Genomic DNA, 14,947 nt, shown 5'->3' on the forward strand with positions numbered 1-14,947 from the left:
GTCGCGATGACCGCCACCATGCCCGCACTGTTCCTCAGCCATGGTGCGCCACCGCTGGTGGACAGCGACCTGTGGGTGTCGCAGCTGGCGAAGTGGGCGGGCGACCTGCCACGGCCCAAGGCCATTCTCATGGTGTCGGCACATTGGGAATCGGCGCCGCTCACGATCGGATCCACCACCACCGGCACCCCCCTCGTCTACGACTTCGGGGGCTTCCCCGAACGGTTCTACCGGACAACGTACGAGTCGCCCGGCGCCCCCGAACTCGCGGCGCAGGTCGTGTCCCTGATGCCGGACGACGAGACCGTGTCGCACCAGCCGCATCGCGGCCTCGACCACGGCGCCTACGTGCCGTTGACGGTCATGTACCCCGATGCCGACATCCCGGTCCTCCAGATCTCGCTACCGACCCTCGATCCGCAACGGCTGCTGCACCTCGGTGAGCGGCTGCGTCCCCTGCGCGAGCAGGGCGTGCTGATCGTCGGGTCCGGATTCACCACCCACGGACTGCCGTTCCTGCGCGACCCGTCACCCGACGCGAAGGCGCCGGGCTGGTCCTCGGAGTTCGACGCCTGGGCGGACGAGCGTCTCGCCGCGGGCGACGTGGATTCGCTGATCGATTTCCGCTCGCTCGCGCCGGGCATGCCGTACGCACACCCGACGATCGAGCACTTCGCGCCGCTCTTCGTCACGCTCGGCGCGTCGAGCGACCCCGAGCAGATTCCCCGGCAGGTGATCGACGGTTTCTGGATGGGACTGGCCAAGCGGTCGATTCAGGTGTCCTGACGCGTCCGGAGGAAGGCTAGTGCCTGATCACCGTGCGTGTTCGCGCGGAACTCGCTCGAGATGACCTCGAGCACGGTGCGGTCGGTGTCGATGACAAACGTCGACCGCTTGACCGGGGCGAGTTTGCCGAGCAGTCCGCGGCGGACGCCGAACTGCTCCGCGACGGCTCCGTCGGCGTCCGACAGCAGCGGGTAATCGAAGGACTGCGCCTGCGCGAACGACGCCTGCTTCGCCACCGCATCGGTGCTGATCCCGGCGCGCGACGCCCCCACGGCGGAGAACTCCGTTCCGAGGTCCCGGAAGTGGCAGGCCTCGGCGGTGCAGACCGGCGTCGACGCCGCAGGGTAGAAGAACAGCACGAGGGGGCCGTCCTCGAGGAGGCTCGACAGCGATCGTTCGATGCCGTCCTGATCGGGCAGGGTGAATTCCGGTGCGAGCTGACCTGGCTTCATGGGTGCCGAGGCTACCCGCGCACGCAGACGGTGCGAGTGCGCCTGGGATGATGGTCGGCATGCACGGCGAGCCCACCACGATTCCCGCACCCGAGTCCGCCGCCACCCCGGCCGACGGCGGGTCCGACTCGACCACCACACGTGAGCAGTTCCACGCTCTCGCCGCCGAACACCGGGTCGTCCCGGTGACGCGCAAGGTGCTGGCAGACGCGGAAACACCGTTGTCTGCCTACACCAAGCTGGCGGCGAACCGGCCCGGCACCTTCCTGCTCGAGTCGGCGGAGAACGGCCGATCGTGGTCGCGATGGTCGTTCATCGGCGCGGGCAGTCCCGCCGCACTGACCGTCGTCGACGGTGAAGCAGCCTGGTACGGCAACGTTCCCGCGGGCGCGCCGTCTGGCGGCGATCCGATCGCCGCCCTCGGCCAGACCCTCGAACTACTCCGAAGCGAGCGGCTGCCCGATCTGCCGCCGCTGACCGGCGGCATGGTCGGCTTCCTCGGGTACGACGCGGTGCGGCGCATCGAGCGCATCGGCGAGCACGCCACCGACGACCTGCAGATTCCCGAGATGGTGATGCTGCTGGCGACGGATCTCGCGGCCGTCGACCACCATGAGGGCGCCATCACCCTGATCGCCAACGCCGTCAACTGGGACGGCACGGACGAACGCGTCGACGAGGCCTACGACTCCGCGGTGGAGCGGCTGGACCGGATGACACACGCCCTGTCGGCCCCGGCGTCGTCGACCGTGTCCACGTTCGCGAAACCCGCCCCCGACTACCGCCGTCAGCGCACCACCGAAGGGTTCGGCGCCGACGTGCAGAAACTCGTCGGCGACATCGAGGCCGGCGAGGCCTTCCAGGTGGTGCTGTCGCAGCGCTTCGAGATCGACTGCACCGCCGACCCGATCGACGTCTACCGGATGCTGCGCGCGTCCAACCCCAGCCCGTACATGTACCTCCTCAACGTGCCGAACGGCGACGACGAGACCGCGTTCTCGATCGTCGGCTCGAGCCCGGAGGCGCTGGTGACCGTGTCGGAAGGCGTGGCCACCACGCACCCGATCGCGGGCACCCGGTGGCGCGGGCACACCGAGGAGGAGGACATCCTGCTCGAGAAAGACCTGCTCGCCGACGAGAAGGAGAACGCGGAGCACCTGATGCTCGTGGACCTGGGTCGCAACGACCTGGGGCGCGTCTGCGAACCGGGCACGGTGAAGGTCCACGACTACCGCCACATCGAGCGGTACAGCCACGTGATGCATCTCGTCTCCACCGTCACCGGTCACCTCGCGGACGGCAAGCAGGCCCTCGACGCCGTCACCGCCTGCTTCCCGGCGGGCACCCTGTCGGGAGCGCCGAAGGTCAGGGCGATGCAGCTGATCGAGGAACTCGAACCCACCCGCCGCGGCATCTACGGCGGCATCATCGGGTACCTCGACTTCGCGGGTGACGCCGACACGGCCATCGCGATCCGCACCGCCCTGATCAAGGACGGCATCGGGTACGTCCAGGCAGGCGCGGGCGTCGTCGCCGACTCGAACCCCGAATACGAGGACACCGAGGCGCGGAACAAGGCGATGGCTGTGCTCAGCGCGATCGCGGCGGCGCACACGCTGAAGACCCTGGGAGGCGACACGCAGTGAGCGACGCGTCGGAGCCGGCCCGGGACCCCGCGCGGGCGGGGCGCCGCCGATCGATGATCGCGGTGCTGCTCCTCGCCGTCGCCGCAGTGTGCCTGTGGGGCGCCTCACGGATGACGTGGGTGGAGGTCACCTCCTCCGACGGGCTCGGCGAGGAACGCACGTCGGTGCTCGTGGGCGGCACGTGGGCGGCGGCGCTCACGCCGCTGGCGCTGACCCTGGTCGCCGCGATCGCCGCGTCGTTCGCCGTGAAGGGCTGGGCCCTGCGCGTGCTGGGTGTGCTCGTCGCGGTGGTGGCCGTCGCGGCCGCCGTCCCGGCGGTGGGGTTGCTCGTGTCCGGCGCCTCCGACGACGAGGCGGCGCGGCTGGCCGAGCTGCCGGGCCGGGCCGAGGTCCAGTCGGTGTCCGTGCACGCCGGACCCGCCGTTCTCGTGCTGGTGGGGGCCCTGGCGGCGCTCGCCGCCGCGGTGGAACTGGTCCGCAGGCCGAGGGTGCGGGCGGGGTTGTCCTCCAAGTACGACAGCCCGGGTGCGCGACGTGACGCAGCGAAGAAGGCCGGTGCCGATTCCGCCGACGGTCCCGTCACCCAGCGCATGCTCTGGGACGCCCTGGACGCGGGGGAGGACCCCACGGTGGAAGACAAGAAAGCCGAACCTGTCGACCAAGTTGACGGTTCGGACGAAGACCCGGGTACCCGGACGTAAACACAATCAGAGTGCCATCTAGGCTGGCTTCACCCCTGATGATGTTCCTCACATCGGGTTTCTGCCCAGAAAGGACTCGGGCCACGATGACCGTTCTCGACTCGATTCTCGACGGGGTGCGCGCCGACGTCGCCGCCCGCGAAGCCGTCCTTGACTTCGCCGCAGTCAAGGCTGCCGCCGCCGCCGCACCGCCGGCCCTCGATGCCGCGGCCGCCCTGCTCGAGCCGGGCATCGGAGTCATCGCCGAGGTCAAGCGCGCCAGCCCCTCGAAGGGTGCGCTCGCCGACATCGCCGATCCCGCCGAACTGGCCGCCGCCTACCAGGCCGGTGGCGCCCGCGTGATCAGCGTGCTCACCGAGGAGCGCCGGTTCCAGGGGTCCCTCGCGGACCTCGACGCCGTCCGCCGCGCGGTGAGCATCCCGATCCTCCGCAAGGACTTCATCGTCGGGCCCTACCAGATCCACGAGGCCCGCGCGCACGGCGCCGACATGGTGCTGCTCATCGTCGCCGCCCTCGAGCAGGACGCGCTCGCGTCGCTGATCGACCGGACGGAGTCGCTGGGCATGACGGCCCTCGTCGAGGTCCACACCGAGGAAGAAGCGAACCGGGCGATCGAGGCGGGCGCCAAGGTAATCGGTGTCAACGCGCGCAACCTCAAGACGCTCGAGGTCGACAAGAACACGTTCGGCGAGATCGCTCCCGGGCTGCCCACCGAGATCATCAAGATCGCGGAGTCCGGGGTGCGCGGCACGGCCGACCTGCTGGCGTACGCCGGTGCGGGAGCCGACGCGGTGCTGGTCGGCGAAGGCCTCGTCACCAGCGGTGATCCGCGCAAGGCGGTGGCCGATCTGGTCAACGCCGGCGCGCACCCGTCCTGCCCCAAGCCGTCGCGCTGAGGTAGCCCCGGCGGACCTGACCCGGACGGCGGCGGAACCCGGCCTCGAGGCAGACTGGACCTGTGACTTCACGTAATCAGGAAACCGTCTTCAAGGGTGGCAATCTGCCGCCTGCCAGCGCCGGAATCGCCGAGCGTACGACGCACGACCCCGATGCCGGAGGACACTTCGGCGTGTACGGCGGACGGCATGTGCCTGAGGCCCTGATGGCGGTGATCGAGGAGGTCACCGCCGAGTACGAGAAGGCGCGCGGCGACGAGTCGTTCCTGAACGAACTCGACCGCCTCCAGCGCGACTACACCGGCCGTCCGTCCCCGATCTTCGAGGCGACGCGGATGAGCGAGTTCGCCGGTGGGGCGCGGCTGATCCTCAAGCGCGAAGACCTCAACCACACCGGCTCGCACAAGATCAACAACGTGCTCGGGCAGGTGCTGCTCGCCAAGCGCATGGGCAAGACCCGCATCATCGCAGAAACCGGTGCCGGCCAGCACGGCGTGGCCACCGCCACCGCCTGCGCGCTCCTCGGTCTGGAATGCATCATCTACATGGGCGCCGTCGACACCGAGCGGCAGGCGCTGAACGTCGCCCGCATGCGGCTGCTCGGATCGGCGGTCGTGTCCGTCGAGTCGGGGTCGAGGACCCTGAAGGACGCGATCAACGAGGCGCTGCGCGACTGGGTCACCAACGCCCACAACACCTACTACTGCTTCGGCACCGCCGCCGGACCGCACCCGTTCCCGACCATCGTCCGCGACTTCCAGCGCGTCGTCGGTCTCGAGACGCGGGTCCAGGTGCAGGCGCTGACCGGCCGGCTGCCCGACGCCGTGACGGCGTGCGTCGGCGGCGGGTCCAACGCCATCGGCATCTTCCACGCCTTTCTCGACGACCCGTCCGTGCGACTGGTCGGGTACGAGGCCGCCGGTGACGGCGTCGAGACCGGAAGGCACGCCGCCACGTTCGCGGGAGGCACCCCGGGCGCGTTCCAGGGCGCGTACTCGTACCTGCTGCAGGACGAGGATGGCCAGACCATCGAGTCGCACTCGATCTCCGCGGGCCTCGACTACCCCGGGGTCGGCCCGGAACACGCGCTCCTCAAGGACATCGGCCGCGCCACCTACGAGCCGGTCACCGACTCGGAGGCCATGGACGCGCTGCGTCTGCTGTCCGAGCGTGAGGGCATCATCCCGGCCATCGAGTCCGCCCACGCCGTCGCCGGTGCACTGCGACTGGGCCGCGAACTGGGGGAGGGCGCGATCATCGTCGTCAGCCTGTCCGGGCGCGGCGACAAGGACATGGACACGGCAGCCAAGTGGTTCGGACTGTTCGATCCGGACGACTCGACCGAGACCACCACGACTGACAAGGAAGGTTCGGCCAAGTGAGCGAACGACTCTCGCGCCTCGCCCCGACGTTCGCGCAGTGCCGCGAGGAGAAGCGTGCCGCGCTCGTCGGGTACCTCCCGGCCGGGTTCCCGACCGTGCAGGAATCCATCGACGTGTTCAAGGCGATGGTCGAATCCGGTTGCGACATCGTCGAGGTCGGCATCGCCTACTCCGACCCGGTGATGGACGGACCCACCATTCAGGCGGCGGCCGAGACGGCGCTGAAGAACGGCGTCCGGGTACGCGACGTGTTCACGGTGGTCGAGGCGATCGCCTCCGTCGGCGGCAAGGCCGTCGTGATGACGTACTGGAATCCGGTTCTGCAGTACGGCGTCGACAAGTTCGCCCGCGATCTGGCGAGCGCAGGCGGCCTCGGGCTGATCACCCCCAACCTCATCCCCGAGGAAGCCGGTGAGTGGATCGCGGCGTCGAAGGAACACGACCTCGACCGGATCTTCCTCGTCGCGCCGTCGTCGACCGAGGAGCGTCTCGCGATCACCCTCGACGCCAGCAGCGGGTTCGTCTACGCCGCGTCCACGATGGGTGTCACCGGCGCCCGTGACGCCGTGTCGTCGATGGCACCCGAACTGACGGCCCGCATCCGTGCCCACTCGGACATTCCGGTGGGTGTCGGACTGGGTGTCCGCTCCGGCGCGCAGGCCGCCGAGATCGCCGCCTACGCCGACGCGGTCATCGTCGGATCCGCGCTGGTCACCGCGGCGGAGAGCGGTCTGGACGCGGTGCGCTCGCTGACGGAGGAACTCGCCGAGGGCGTTCGCTCCGCTACCGTGGCGTCGTGACTTCCACCGTGGACGTACTGGCCTACATTCCGAGTCCGCCCCAAGGTGTCTGGTATGTCGGACCGGTGGCCCTGCGCGCGTACGCGCTGTTCATCATCGTCGGGATCGTCGTCGCGATCGTGTGGGGCGACCGTCGCTGGGTCGCCCGCGGCGGCGAGAAGGGCACCGTCCTCGACATCGCCATCTGGGCGGTGCCGTTCGGCCTGATCGGCGGCCGCCTCTACCACGTGATGACCGACTGGCCGACGTACTTCGGGGAGGGCGGCGACCCCGTCGACGCCCTGAAGGTGTGGCAGGGCGGCCTCGGCATCTGGGGCGCCGTGGCGCTCGGCGGTGTCGGTGCCTGGATCGGTTGCCGGCGCCGCGGCATCCCGCTGCCGGCGCTCGGCGATGCGGTCGCGCCCGCCATCCTGCTCGCGCAAGCGATCGGACGGCTCGGAAACTACTTCAACCAGGAACTCTACGGTCGCGAGACCGACGTTCCGTGGGGGCTCGAGATCTTCGAGCGCCGCAACGACGTCGGCCAGGTGTCTCCGCAGCTGATCGACGGGGTGTCCACCGTCGAGGTCGCGTTCGTGGTGCATCCGACGTTCCTGTACGAGGCACTGTGGAACGTGCTGATCGTGATCCTGCTCGTGTGGGTCGATCGCCGATTCCGCATCGGGCACGGCCGCCTCTTCGCCCTGTACGTAGCCGGGTACTGCGCCGGGCGCTTCTGGATCGAATTGATGCGCAGCGACCACGCGAGCCTCATCGCCGGTGTCCGCGTGAACTCGTTCACCTCCGCCCTGGTGTTCGTCGCGGCCGTGGTGTACTTCTTCGCTGCCACGAAGGGGCGCGAGGATCCGGCCGACCTGCGGCCTGTCGACGGCGAACCGGTCGCGGACGGCACCGCACCGGCGGAGCCGGACGAGACCGCACCGGCGAAGGGGGAGAAGAAGGTCGAGGGCAGGGACGAGGACGGGAAGGCGTCCGCATCGGAGTCGGTATCGGACGACAAGGCCGCGAGCACTGCGAGTGCCGGCGGGGATGCGGGCACGAAGACCATCGACAGCAAGAAGGATGACGCGAATGACTGAACCGGGGAAAGCATCCGACGATTCCGGCAAGGGTGCATCCGAGGACGCACACAAGGTCGACCTGGGTAAGAGCAGCGACGGCACCGAGAACAGCAGCGACTCGAGCCTGCCGCCCGAATTCGGCTCGCCCTTCGACTACGACGCCACCGCCGAGGCCTCGCTGTCCCAGCCGCCCGCCACGTCCGACGCGACGCCGTCACCGGGGTCGTCCGGAACGGGACCGGGCTGGGACACCTATTCGGGTGTCGGTAACGGCCCGGGCTGGGGGTCGACGCCCACCTACCCGTCGCCGGGCGGAACCGAGCCGACGGCCCCGTTCCCGAACGTGGGCGAGCCGACTTCGCCGACCGCGCCGTACACCGGGTACGAGAAGCCCCAGCAGCCGGACGGTCCGACCTACGGGGCGCCGGATCCGAATTACGGCGCGCAGTACGGGGCTGCTCCGCAATCGCCGCAGGACTACCAGCAGCCCGGGTACCAGCAGCCGGGGTACGGACAGCAGCAGGGTTACCCCCAGCAGGGGTACCCGCCGCCCGGGTACGCCCCCGGCTACAACGCGTACGCCGATCCGTCGGCGCCGTTCGGCAGGCACCCGCTGACGGGTGAGCCGTACTCCGACAAGTCCAAGTTGACCGCCGGGCTGCTGCAGATCTTCCTCGGCGCGTTCGGCGTCGGGCGGTTCTACCTGAACCAGCCCGGCATCGCCGTGGCGCAGATCGCCGTGACGTGGCTGACCTGTGGAATCGGCGGTATCTGGCCGCTGGTCGACGGCATCATGATGCTGACCGGGAGCGTGAAGGACCAGTACGGACGGCCCCTGCGGGACCAGTGACGATCCCCGGACACCGTGTGGCCCGTGTTGCTGATGCGACACGGGCCACCGCCCGTTCCGGGCCCGATTCGGCATATCTTGCCGGGTATCGGTCCTGGTAAGCTGAGCGCGCCGGATGTATGTCCGGTAACAACCTTCACGGGCCGATGCTGTCCCGGTAGACCCCCGAAAAGCAGTTAGCGCCCGTCGTGGCGACCCCGCTAGCGGAGGCCGCCGACAGCACGTGCGGAGCGCACACACTGGTGGTCTTCCCGGCCGATGTGGAGGTATATCGGTGCTGTTCTCGCAGTTGCCCGGTCCCCAGGGCTTGTACGACCCGGACCAGGAAGTCGATTCCTGCGGTGTCGCCATGGTCGCGGACGTGCACGGCCGCCGCTCCCACTCCATCGTCTCCGACGGCCTCCTCGCTCTCGAGAATCTCGAGCACCGCGGCGCGGCGGGATCCGAACCGAACAGCGGCGACGGCGCCGGCATCCTGCTCCAGCTCCCCACCGAATTCTTCGGGGCTCTCGCCTCGTTCGACCTCCCCGCGCCCCTGGACGACGGCAGCAGCACGTACGCGGCGGGCATCTGCTTCCTCCCGCGGGACCCGCAGGCGCGGGCGGCCGCGCAACGACGCGTGTCCGACCTCGCGGACGAGGAGGGCCTCCAGATCCTCGGCTGGCGTCCGGTGCCCGTCGATCCGGACGGCGCGGATGTCGGCTCGACGGCCCGCGCCTGTGCTCCGCACATGAGCCAGTTGTTCGTCGCCGGACCCGCCGTCGGCGGGATCCGGCCCGGCGGGCTCGACCTCGACCGTCTGGTCTACCCGCTGCGCAAGCGGGCCGAGCAGGTCACCCCCGACATCGAGTCGGAGGGCAGCGGCGTGTACTTCCCGTCGCTGTCGAGCCGGACGATCGTCTACAAGGGAATGCTGACCACGTCCCAGTTGGCGCGGTACTTCCCGGACCTGCGCGACCCGCGGATGGCGAGCGCGATCGCGATCGTGCACAGCCGGTTCTCTACCAACACGTTCCCGTCCTGGCCGCTCGCGCACCCGTTCCGGTTCGTCGCGCACAACGGGGAGATCAACACGGTCCGCGGCAACCGGAACCGCATGCGCGCCCGCGAGGCGTTGCTGTCGAGTGCGGTGATCCCGGGCGACCTGCGCAGGCTGTATCCGATCTGCACCCCCGACGCGTCGGATTCGGCGTCGTTCGACGAGGTGCTCGAACTGCTGCACCTCGCCGGCCGCAGCGTGGCGCACGCGGTGATGATGATGGTGCCGGAGGCGTGGGAGAACGACACGTCGATGTGCCCGGACCGGCGGGCGTTCTACCAGTTCCACGCGTCGCTGATGGAGGCGTGGGACGGACCCGCGTGTGTGACGTTCACCGACGGGACCGTGGTCGGCGCCGTGCTGGACCGCAACGGCCTGCGCCCGGGACGCTGGTGGCAGACCGTCGACGGGCGGGTGGTCCTCGCGAGCGAGAGCGGTGTCCTCGACGTCCCGCAGTCGGAGGTCGTGGCCAAGGGCCGCCTCGAGCCGGGGCAGATGTTCCTGGTCGACACGTCCGAGGGCCGCATCGTGCCCGACGAGGAGATCAAGATGCGGCTCGCGGCGGAGTGGCCGTACGCCGAGTGGCTGTACGCCGGTCTGCTCGAACTGAAGACGCTGCCGGATCGCCCGCACGCGCAGCACAACCACGAGTCGGTGGTGCGGCGGCAGGTGGCGTTCGGGTACACCGAGGAGGATCTGCGCATCCTGCTCGCCCCGATGGCCACGTCCGGCGGCGAGCCACTCGGTTCGATGGGGACGGACACGCCGATCGCCGTCATGTCGCAGCGTTCGCGGCTGCTCTACGACTACTTCGTCGAGCTGTTCGCGCAGGTGACGAATCCGCCGCTCGACGCGATCCGCGAAGAGATCGTGACGTCGCTGTCGCGGGTCATGGGCCCGGAACAGAACCTGCTCGAGCCGACCGCGGCGTCGTGCAGGCAGATCGTGCTGCCGTGGCCGGTGCTCGACAACGAAGAGCTGAACAAGATCATCCACGTCAACGCGGACGGCAACCATCCGGGTCTCGCCGCGGCGGTGCTGCGCGCGCTGTACGACGTGGAGCGCGGCGGTGCGGGGATGGCCGAGGCGATCGAGGAATTGCGGGCGCAGGCGAGCGCCGCGATCGCGGACGGCTACCGGACGCTGGTGATCTCGGACCGCGACTCCGACCACACCCGCGCGCCGATCCCGTCGCTGCTCGCGGTCGCCGCGGTGCACCATCACCTGGTGCGGACGAAGGAACGCACCAAGGTGGCGCTGGTCGTCGAATCCGGTGACGCCCGCGAGGTCCACCACCTGGCGCTGCTCATCGGGTACGGCGCCGCGGCCGTCAACCCGTACCTCGCGATGGAGTCGATCGAGGACCTGGTGTCCGAGGGCGAACTCACCGGCGTCGAGCACACGATCGCCGTGCGGAACTACCTCACCGCGCTCGGCAAGGGTGTGCTCAAGGTGATGTCGAAGATGGGCATCTCCACCGTCGGTTCGTACACCGCGGCGCAGGTGTTCGAGGCGATCGGCCTGGACCGCGACCTCGTCCAGGAGTACTTCACAGGCACCGTCAGCAAGCTGGGCGGCGCCGGTCTCGACGAGATCGCCCGCGAGGTCACCGTCCGCCACCGGCAGGCGTACCCGGACAACCCGGCCGAGTTCGCCCACCGGCGGCTCGAGGACGGCGGCGAGTACCAGTTCCGCCGCGACGGCGAACTGCACCTGTTCACCCCGGAGACGGTCTTCCTGCTGCAGCACGCCACCCGCACCGGTCGGCACGAGGTGTTCGCGAAGTACAGCGAGGAGGTGAACAGGCTGGCCGAGGCCGGTGGCGCACTGCGCGGCCTGTTCACGTTCCGCGAGGGCGTGCGCCCGCCCGTGCCGCTGGACGAGGTGGAACCGGTCGAGCGGATCGTCACCCGGTTCAACACCGGCGCGATGAGCTACGGCTCCATCTCCGCCGAGGCCCACGAGACGATGGCCGTCGCGATGAACAATCTCGGCGGACGCTCCAATACGGGCGAGGGCGGCGAGAACGTCGACCGTCTGTACGATCCGTCGCGCCGCAGCGCCGTCAAGCAGGTGGCGAGCGGGCGGTTCGGCGTCACCAGCGACTACCTGATCAACGCCAGCGACATCCAGATCAAGATGGCGCAGGGCGCCAAGCCCGGTGAGGGCGGCCAGCTGCCGGCGTACAAGGTGTATCCGTGGGTCGCGGAGACCCGGCACTCGACGCCGGGGGTCGGGCTGATCTCCCCGCCGCCGCACCACGACATCTACTCGATCGAGGATCTCGCGCAGCTGATCCACGACCTGAAGAACGCCAACGATCGGGCCCGGGTCCACGTGAAGCTGGTCAGTTCGGTGGGGGTGGGAACCGTCGCCGCCGGGGTCAGCAAGGCGCACGCGGACGTGGTCCTCATCTCCGGCAACGACGGCGGTACCGGCGCCACCCCGCTGACGTCGATGAAGCATGCCGGGGCGCCGTGGGAGATCGGGCTGGCCGACGCCCAGCAGACACTCGTGCTCAACGGTCTCCGCGACCGCATCACCGTCCAGTGCGACGGCGGGATGCGGACCGGACGGGACGTCGTGGTCGCGGCGCTGCTGGGTGCGGAGGAGTTCGGGTTCTCGACGGCCCCGCTGATCGTGGCGGGCTGCATCATGATGCGGGTGTGCCACCTCGACACCTGCCCGGTCGGTGTCGCCACCCAGAACCCGGAGCTGCGGAAGCGGTACACCGGCAAACCGGAATTCGTGGAGGAGTTCTTCCGGTTCGTCGCCGAGGACGCGCGCCGGTACCTGGCGAACCTCGGGTTCCGCAGCATCGACGAGGCCGTCGGTCACGCCGACGTCCTCGAGACCGCGCAGGGGATCGCCCACTGGAAGAACCGCGGACTCGACCTCACCCCGATCTTCGCCGTGCCCACCGGGCCGGACGGGGAGCCGCTGCCGCAGCGACGCCGGGACCGCGACCAGGACCACGGTCTGGACCGGGCACTGGACCGCACGCTCATCCAGCTGGCGGAGGGTGCCCTCGAGGACGCCCACGCCGTGGAGATCGAGATGCCGGTGCGCAACGTCAACCGGACCGTCGGCACGCTGCTCGGCGCGGAGGTCACCCGCCGCTACGGCGCCGCCGGGCTGCCGGACGACACGATCCGGCTCACGTTCACCGGCTCGGCGGGGCAGTCGCTCGGCGCGTTCCTGCCGCCGGGCATCACCATCGACCTGACAGGGGACGCCAACGACTACGTCGGCAAGGGATTGTCGGGTGGGCGGATCGTGGTCCGTCCCGCCGACGACGTCCTGTTCGTCCCGGAGACGCAGGTGATCGCGGGCAACACCCTGCTCTACGGCGCCACCTCCGGGGAGGTCTATCTCCGCGGACGCGTCGGCGAACGCTTCTCGGTGCGCAATTCCGGTGCGTCCGCCGTCGTGGAGGGTGTCGGCGACCACGCCTGCGAGTACATGACGGGTGGGCGGGTCGTGATCCTCGGACCGACCGGACGGAACATGGCGGCCGGCATGTCCGGCGGCATCGCGTACGTCCTCGACCTGGACCCGGAGGACGTGAACCAGGCGATGGTGAAGCTGATGCAACCCGACCCGGACGATCTGGACTGGTTGCGCGGCGCCGTCACCCGGCACCACCGGTGGACCGGTTCCGCGGTCGCGGCGTCGGTGCTCGCCGACTGGCCCCGGCGGTCCGCGCTGTTCACGAAGGTGATGCCGGTGGACTACCAGCGGGTGCTGGACGCGACCCGGATGGCGAAGGCGGAGGGACTCGACGTCGACACCGCGATCATGGAGGCGGCACGTGGCTGATCCCCAGGGCTTTCTGCACATCGTCAAGAAGGAGGCGCGCAAGCGTCCGGTCGCGGAGCGGATACACGACTGGAACGAGGTGTACGCGCCGCAGAGTTCCGCGGAGCGGTCCGCCGAGGTGTCCGAACAGGCCGCGCGGTGCATGGACTGCGGAATCCCGTTCTGCCACTCGGGAAGTGCGGGCTGCCCGCTGGGCAACCTGATCCCGGAGTGGAACGACCTCGTGCGGCGCGGCCGCTGGTCGGCGGCGAGCGAGCGGCTGCACGCCACCAACAACTTCCCGGAGTTCACGGGCCGGGTGTGCCCGGCGCCGTGTGAGTCGGCGTGTGTGCTTTCGCTCGCCGACACGCACACGACGGGCAGTGTCACGATCAAGCGGATCGAGCAGGCCATCGCGGACGTCGCGTGGGAGTCGGGGACGGTGGTGCCCACACCGCCGATGATCGCCACGGGACGGAAGGTCGCGGTGGTCGGTTCCGGTCCGGCCGGTCTGGCGGCGGCTCAGCAGCTGACCCGGGCGGGGCACGACGTCACCGTCTACGAGCGCGACGACCGGCTCGGGGGACTGCTGCGGTACGGCATCCCGGAATTCAAGATGGAGAAGGCAATTCTCGATCAGCGCCTGATGCAGATGCGCGCCGAGGGAACCCACTTCGTCACCGACTGCGAGGTCGGCGTCGACCTCACCGTGGAGCAGATGAGCGCGAACTTCGACGCGGTCGTGCTCGCGATCGGTGCGCTGCGGGCCCGCGACAACACCACCGTCGAGGGCCGGGAGCTGAACGGTATTCATCTCGCGATGGAGCACCTCGTCACCTCGAACAAGGAATGCGAGGGCGACGGTCCCGCGGACATCACCGCCAAGGGCAAACACGTCGTCATCATCGGCGGCGGCGACACCGGCGCCGACTGCCTCGGAACGGCGCACCGCCAGGGCGCGCTGTCGGTGACCCTGCTGGACTACAACCCGGAGTTGCCGACCGAACGGGACGAGGAGGCGACGCCGTGGCCGGCGTGGCCGATGGTGCTGCGGACGTCGCCCGCGCACGCCGAGGGCGGTGTCCGCCGGTACCAGGTCGCGGTGCAGCGGTTCCTCGGCGATGCGAACGGGAACGTCCGGTCCATGGTGCTCGCCGAGGTCGAAGTCACCCGCGAGGACGGCAAACGCATCATCACGCCGGTCGGCGAGGAGATCGAATTGCCGTGCGAACTGGCACTTTTCGCGATCGGCTTCGAGGGCGTCGATCTCGGTCCGCTGCTCGACGACTACGGGTTGTCGCCGACCCGGCGCGGAGCGCTCTCCTGCGGCCCGGACTGGCAGACCACCGCACCCGGGGTCTTCGTCTGCGGGGACGCACATCGCGGCGCATCGCTCGTCGTGTGGGCGATCGCGGAGGGCCGGTCCGCGGCGCACGCCGTCGACGTGTACCTGACAGGGGCGTCGGACCTCCCGTCGCCGGTGCATCCGACGGCGCTTCCGCTGGCAGTCGTCTAAATGGAGAAGGGCGCGCGGGG

General features: G+C 69.7%; 11 protein-coding genes. 10 read left to right on the forward strand and 1 reads right to left on the reverse strand.

Annotation, left to right across the window (positions count from 1 at the left end; translation table 11 throughout):
• The first annotated feature begins 6 nt into the window (after window positions 1-6).
• The gene (locus BLV94_RS42175) at window positions 7-786 is read left to right on the forward strand and encodes a dioxygenase family protein (protein WP_072945226.1); all 780 of its coding nucleotides are present in this window, start codon (window positions 7-9) and stop codon (window positions 784-786) included.
• On the opposite strand, the gene BLV94_RS42180 is transcribed toward BLV94_RS42175, so the two are convergent.
• Window positions 774-1,238: a peroxiredoxin gene (locus BLV94_RS42180; protein WP_072945224.1), complete on the reverse strand. Its 465-nt coding sequence runs from the start codon at window positions 1,236-1,238 to the stop codon at window positions 774-776. The genes BLV94_RS42175 and BLV94_RS42180 overlap by 13 nt on opposite strands.
• 59 nt (window positions 1,239-1,297) lie before the next feature.
• On the opposite strand from BLV94_RS42180, the gene BLV94_RS42185 reads away from it, so the two are divergent.
• The 9 genes from BLV94_RS42185 to BLV94_RS42225 all read left to right on the forward strand — a co-directional run bounded on the left by BLV94_RS42185 (window position 1,298) and on the right by BLV94_RS42225 (window position 14,927).
• Window positions 1,298-2,884, forward strand: coding sequence for an anthranilate synthase component I (locus tag BLV94_RS42185; RefSeq protein WP_072945393.1), 1,587 nt, complete (start codon window positions 1,298-1,300; stop codon window positions 2,882-2,884).
• Window positions 2,881-3,585 (forward strand): TIGR02234 family membrane protein, encoded by a 705-nt coding sequence (locus BLV94_RS42190; RefSeq protein WP_072945222.1) that lies wholly within the window; start codon window positions 2,881-2,883, stop codon window positions 3,583-3,585. Before BLV94_RS42185 ends, BLV94_RS42190 begins: the two co-directional genes overlap by 4 nt.
• A gap of 86 nt (window positions 3,586-3,671) precedes the next feature.
• Window positions 3,672-4,481, forward strand: a complete 810-nt coding sequence (trpC, locus tag BLV94_RS42195; protein ID WP_012687986.1) for an indole-3-glycerol phosphate synthase TrpC — start codon at window positions 3,672-3,674, stop codon at window positions 4,479-4,481.
• 62 nt (window positions 4,482-4,543) lie between these two features.
• Window positions 4,544-5,863 carry a tryptophan synthase subunit beta gene (gene trpB / locus BLV94_RS42200; RefSeq protein WP_072945220.1) on the forward strand — a complete coding sequence of 440 codons (1,320 nt, stop codon included), beginning with the start codon at window positions 4,544-4,546 and terminating at the stop codon, window positions 5,861-5,863.
• The gene (gene trpA / locus BLV94_RS42205; RefSeq protein WP_072945218.1) at window positions 5,860-6,663 is read left to right on the forward strand and encodes a tryptophan synthase subunit alpha; all 804 of its coding nucleotides are present in this window, start codon (window positions 5,860-5,862) and stop codon (window positions 6,661-6,663) included. Before trpB ends, trpA begins: the two co-directional genes overlap by 4 nt.
• Complete coding sequence (lgt, locus tag BLV94_RS42210) at window positions 6,660-7,742, forward strand: prolipoprotein diacylglyceryl transferase (protein WP_072945216.1); 1,083 nt, start codon at window positions 6,660-6,662, stop codon at window positions 7,740-7,742. The genes trpA and lgt overlap by 4 nt, the downstream gene beginning before the upstream one ends.
• Window positions 7,735-8,574, forward strand: coding sequence for a TM2 domain-containing protein (locus tag BLV94_RS42215; RefSeq protein ID WP_072945214.1), 840 nt, complete (start codon window positions 7,735-7,737; stop codon window positions 8,572-8,574). The genes lgt and BLV94_RS42215 overlap by 8 nt, the downstream gene beginning before the upstream one ends.
• 274 nt (window positions 8,575-8,848) lie before the next feature.
• Window positions 8,849-13,432, forward strand: a complete 4,584-nt coding sequence (gltB, locus tag BLV94_RS42220; RefSeq protein WP_072945212.1) for a glutamate synthase large subunit — start codon at window positions 8,849-8,851, stop codon at window positions 13,430-13,432.
• A complete protein-coding gene (locus tag BLV94_RS42225; protein ID WP_072945210.1) occupies window positions 13,425-14,927 on the forward strand; it encodes a glutamate synthase subunit beta in 1,503 nt (500 codons plus the stop codon). The genes gltB and BLV94_RS42225 overlap by 8 nt, the downstream gene beginning before the upstream one ends.
• Window positions 14,928-14,947 lie beyond the last annotated feature (20 nt).

The organism is Rhodococcus koreensis (genome assembly GCF_900105905.1).
In the GTDB taxonomy this organism is placed as follows: Bacteria; Actinomycetota; Actinomycetes; order Mycobacteriales; family Mycobacteriaceae; genus Rhodococcus_F; species Rhodococcus_F koreensis.